Source organism: Pantoea sp. M_9 (genome assembly GCF_008631385.1).
Taxonomy (GTDB): domain Bacteria; phylum Pseudomonadota; class Gammaproteobacteria; order Enterobacterales; family Enterobacteriaceae; genus Pantoea; species Pantoea eucrina.
Genome location: NZ_VWUF01000027.1, coordinates 1 through 4,396 on the forward strand (window position 1 = coordinate 1; position 4,396 = coordinate 4,396).

Consider the following 4,396-nt stretch of genomic DNA (forward strand, 5'->3'; position numbering starts at 1 on the left):
CCCCATGCGAGAGTAGGGAACTGCCAGGCATCCATCCAGTAAGAGAGCCCTGAACACGCGTTCAGGGCTTTTTTACGTCTGCAGAAAAGCAAAAATTCCCTGCTAAAACCATCAAAACCCCCACTCCTGTTTAATCAATCGGGTAAACTACGGCCAGATCACTCAGTAAAGGCCGTGAAATGTTCACCCCAGGTACCTCTCTCAAAGCATGTAACACGCTCGGTCTTGAGATCGACGCGCAAACACTGGTTATCGCGGATAGCGCAGAAGCCATCACCACAGCGTGGCAATCCAGCCAGCAGCGCAATCAACCCTTTATCATCCTCGGTGAAGGAAGCAATGTCCTGTTCCTCGAGGATTTCAACGGCACCGTCGTTATCAATGCCATTAAAGGTATTCAGCCTGAAGAGCATGAAGAAGCCTGGCATGTGCACGCTGGCGCCGGTGAAAACTGGCATGAGTTAGTGGAGTATACCCTGAAAAAAGGGATCCCTGGTCTGGAAAATCTGGCGCTCATCCCTGGTATGTCAGGCTCCGCTCCGATCCAGAATATCGGTGCCTATGGCATAGAGTTCAAAGATGTCTGTCACTATGTCGATGTACTCCATCTGCCTACATCAGCCACTAAAAGGCTCTATCGTGAAGAGTGCGGCTTTGGCTATCGCGATAGCATATTTAAACACGCGCTCAAAGATGATTACGTCATCGTCGCGATCGGGCTGCGCCTGATGAAAGCGTGGAAACCGGTACTGAGTTATGGCGATCTGGCAAAACTTAACCCGGCGACAACTACCGCCTGGGATGTCTACCATGCCGTATGCCAGATGCGTCAAAGCAAACTGCCCGATCCGCGCGTTACCGGCAATGTGGGCAGCTTCTTTAAAAACCCGCTGGTTTCAGCTGAGCAGCTGACAGAGCTGCTCGCGCAGTGGCCTGCGATACCGCACTATCCTCAGCCTGATGGCGAGGTAAAACTGGCGGCAGGCTGGTTAATCGACCAGTGTCAGCTTAAGGGCTTCAGCGTAGGTGGCGCCGCCGTACATCGCCAGCAGGCGCTGGTTCTGATCAATCAGGATCGCGCTACGCCACAGGAGATTGTCGCGCTGGCACATACGGTGCGGCAGCACGTGGGCAAGAAGTTCAATGTCTGGCTGGAGCCTGAAGTGCGTTTTATCGGCGCAGATGGCGAGCGTAATGCAGTTGAGGTTATTGCATGAAGGATCAGAGCGTTCCTCTCAAGCTGGCCGCGTTACTGGCTGACGGTGAATTTCATTCAGGTGAACATTTGGGTGAAGCGCTGGGCATGAGCCGCGCTGCAGTTAATAAGCACATACAGACTCTGAAAAGCTGGGGTCTGGATGTCTTTACTGTGACAGGGAAAGGCTACAGCCTGGCTGCGCCTCTGCAGCTGCTGGATAAAGCGCTTATCCAGGCTCATCTGAAGACCCCGGGCATCGCCGTTATTCCGGTTATAGACTCAACCAACCAGTATCTGCTTGATCGTATGAATCAGCTTGAGTCGGGTTTCGCCTGCGTTGCAGAGTATCAACAGGCAGGACGCGGACGCCGCGGACGTAAGTGGTTTTCGCCTTTTGGAGCCAACCTCTATCTGTCGATGTACTGGCGTCTGGAGCAAGGGCCTGCTGCTGCGATGGGGCTGAGCCTGGTCATAGGGATTGTCATGGCGGAAGTGATTCAGTCGCTTGGCGCTGAGAATGTTCGTGTGAAGTGGCCAAACGATCTCTATCTTAACGATCGTAAACTGGCTGGTATCCTGGTTGAACTCACCGGCAAAACCGGTGATGCGGCGCAGATTGTTATGGGCGCGGGCATCAATCTGGGGATGCGGGGCGAAGGCACTTCAGAAATCAATCAGGGCTGGATCAACCTGCAGGAAGCGGGCGTGACTATCGATCGCAATCAGCTGGCTGCCAGTATCATCAACAGCCTGCGTGCGGCGTTACCGCTCTTTGAGCGCGACGGTCTGGCTCCCTTTGTTCACCGCTGGGAAAAACTGGATAATTTTATCAATCGTCCGGTTAAATTACTGATTGGTGAGCGCGAAGTTTACGGCATTGCGCGCGGGATAGATAAGCAGGGCGGCTTACTGCTGGAACAGGAGGGGGTAATTAAATCCTGGGTTGGCGGGGAGATCTCACTCAGGCCAGATAACGCCTAGTCACAGCACTATGATACAAGCCCTGCACGCAGGGCTTTTTGCTGTTACTTCCTCAGCCTTACGCTCTGAACGGCGTGGTTAGCCTCTTTCGTCATAATCAGGCTGGCGCGCTCACGCGTTGGCAGAATATTTTCTTTCAGGTTAAGTCCGTTTATTTCCTGCCACAGCCCGCGTGCAATGTTGACGGCATCCTCTTTCGGCAGCTGTGAATAGTGATGAAAGTAGGAGTCAGGATCGCTGAAAGCACCTTCACGAAATTTCAGGAAACGGTTGATGTACCAGTGTTCCAGTAAGGTTTCCGGGGCATCCACATAGATTGAGAAATCCACAAAGTCAGAAACAAATACGTGATGCGGATCGTGCGGGTAGTCCATACCGCTCTGCAGCACGTTAAGCCCTTCCAGAATCAGGATATCAGGCTGCTCAACCACTTTATCGCCATCAGGGATGACATCATAAATCAGATGCGAGTAGACCGGAGCCGTAACCTGGCTGGCGCCCGACTTGAGATCGGAAACAAACTTTACCAGACGATGCATATCGTAGGACTGTGGAAATCCTTTCTTTTTCATCAGACCGCGCTCTTTCAGCACGGCATTCGGATGCAGGAAACCATCAGTGGTGATCAATTCTACTTTGCGATGTTCCGGCCAGCGGCTCAGCAGCGCCTGCAGCACGCGTGCCGTCGTGCTTTTTCCGACGGCAACGCTGCCGGCAATGCTGATGATATAAGGGATCTTTTGCCCGTTAGTACCGAGAAACTGTTCCAGTACGGCCTGACGTCGTAAATTAGAACTAATGTAGAAGTTCAGCAGACGTGACAGAGGAAGATAGATCTCAGCGACCTCATCCAGGGAGAGATCTTCATTAATACCGCGCAGGCGCTCAACTTCGCGCTCATCCAGCGTCATAGGCACTGAGTCACGCAGCGTAGCCCACTGCTGCCTGTCAAACTGCAGATAAGGGGTGGTCAGTGGCGTTGTTTTTCTACTCATAAGCATATATCTGACCGCAAAGTCTGGTTCATCCCTGCCTCATCATGAAGCGTCCTGAACGCGATTGCGCGTCATAGAAGATAAATTAACGGGAACAGTGGGCAGGAGGTTAACACCAGTGTCACTTTAAACAGAAGCAAAATGATGATCCTGCTAGCGCTTTCGCAGAACACACCACAATTTTTTGTCTGATAGAATGAAAAAAGCAGTTTCTCTATCAGCTCCTAAAAAAACCAGTAAATAGTTTAACCCCGGGCGGCTTAGCTCAAGAGAAAACAGAGTATAGCTGCTGAACGCGGCGGTGAACATTTGTACCAAATCTGCATACAGAAGCGGCAGTAATGGCTGCTGTTGAGAGCTTTTGCACAAATAGTAAGCAAAAGAATAAAAATGATGATTTTCTTGTTGCATCTCGGAGCCGGTCTTCCTAGAATGCGCGTCACTTGATGCCGGCTTAGCTCAGTTGGTAGAGCAACTGACTTGTAATCAGTAGGTCACCAGTTCGATTCCGGTAGCCGGCACCATCAAGTAGGTGGGATTCCCGAGCGGCCAAAGGGAGCAGACTGTAAATCTGCCGTCACAGACTTCGAAGGTTCGAATCCTTCTCCCACCACCATCTCAGCCTCCTGGTTGGGCATCAGGTAAGAGTTTACCTGATGGGTGAGTTCAACTCTCTCACCTCCGGATTCAGATTGCACATCTGTGTGGTCAGGGTCAGTCGGAAACTCTGACTGGCTCGAATAGTAAAAGGTCTTCTTTTATTATTCAAAAGCTACAGAAAGAACAGGTAGCCGAGTTCCAGGATGCGGGCATCGTATAATGGCTATTACCTCAGCCTTCCAAGCTGATGATGCGGGTTCGATTCCCGCTGCCCGCTCCAGATGTGCTGATATGGCTCAGTTGGTAGAGCGCACCCTTGGTAAGGGTGAGGTCCCCAGTTCGACTCTGGGTATCAGCACCACTTCCTTTATCTCTCTCCTGATTCTCTCTCTGTAAAACTAACATCGGGCACTGCCTGGTTAATGTGACGATATCTTTGATATATTCGTGTCTTAGAGGGACAAGCGATGGCTAAAGAGCAATTTCAGCGTAACAAACTGCACGTAAACGTGGGCACCATCGGTCACGTTGACCACGGTAAAACCACCCTGACTGCAGCAATCACCACCGTTCTGGCTAAAACCAACGGCGGCCAGGCACGTGCATTCGACCAGATCGACAG

4 protein-coding genes and 4 tRNA genes are annotated in these 4,396 nt (G+C 51.5%); 7 read left to right on the forward strand and 1 reads right to left on the reverse strand.

Going from position 1 to position 4,396, the window contains the following annotated elements; translation table 11 throughout:
- The first annotated feature begins 179 nt into the window (after window positions 1–179).
- Both murB and birA read left to right on the forward strand, forming a co-directional pair.
- Window positions 180–1,217 (forward strand): UDP-N-acetylmuramate dehydrogenase, encoded by a 1,038-nt coding sequence (gene murB / locus F3I15_RS18035; protein WP_150018819.1) that lies wholly within the window; start codon window positions 180–182, stop codon window positions 1,215–1,217.
- Window positions 1,214–2,179: a bifunctional biotin--[acetyl-CoA-carboxylase] ligase/biotin operon repressor BirA gene (gene birA, locus F3I15_RS18040; RefSeq protein ID WP_150018821.1), complete on the forward strand. Its 966-nt coding sequence runs from the start codon at window positions 1,214–1,216 to the stop codon at window positions 2,177–2,179. Before murB ends, birA begins: the two co-directional genes overlap by 4 nt.
- 44 nt (window positions 2,180–2,223) lie before the next feature.
- On the opposite strand, the gene coaA is transcribed toward birA, so the two are convergent.
- Window positions 2,224–3,174, reverse strand: a complete 951-nt coding sequence (coaA, locus tag F3I15_RS18045) for a type I pantothenate kinase (protein WP_150018823.1) — start codon at window positions 3,172–3,174, stop codon at window positions 2,224–2,226.
- A 448-nt stretch (window positions 3,175–3,622) separates the two neighbouring features.
- Here coaA and F3I15_RS18050 point away from each other — a divergent pair.
- The 5 genes from F3I15_RS18050 to F3I15_RS18070 all read left to right on the forward strand — a co-directional run.
- A tRNA-Thr gene (locus F3I15_RS18050) sits at window positions 3,623–3,698 on the forward strand.
- A gap of 7 nt (window positions 3,699–3,705) precedes the next feature.
- A tRNA-Tyr gene (locus tag F3I15_RS18055) sits at window positions 3,706–3,790 on the forward strand.
- A 189-nt stretch (window positions 3,791–3,979) separates the two neighbouring features.
- Window positions 3,980–4,054: transfer RNA gene (locus F3I15_RS18060), tRNA-Gly, on the forward strand.
- 5 nt (window positions 4,055–4,059) lie between these two features.
- Window positions 4,060–4,135: transfer RNA gene (locus F3I15_RS18065), tRNA-Thr, on the forward strand.
- Window positions 4,136–4,241: 106 nt separating this feature from the next.
- A partial coding sequence (locus F3I15_RS18070) for a GTP-binding protein (protein ID WP_072208283.1) occupies window positions 4,242–4,396 on the forward strand: 155 nt, incomplete at its 3' end.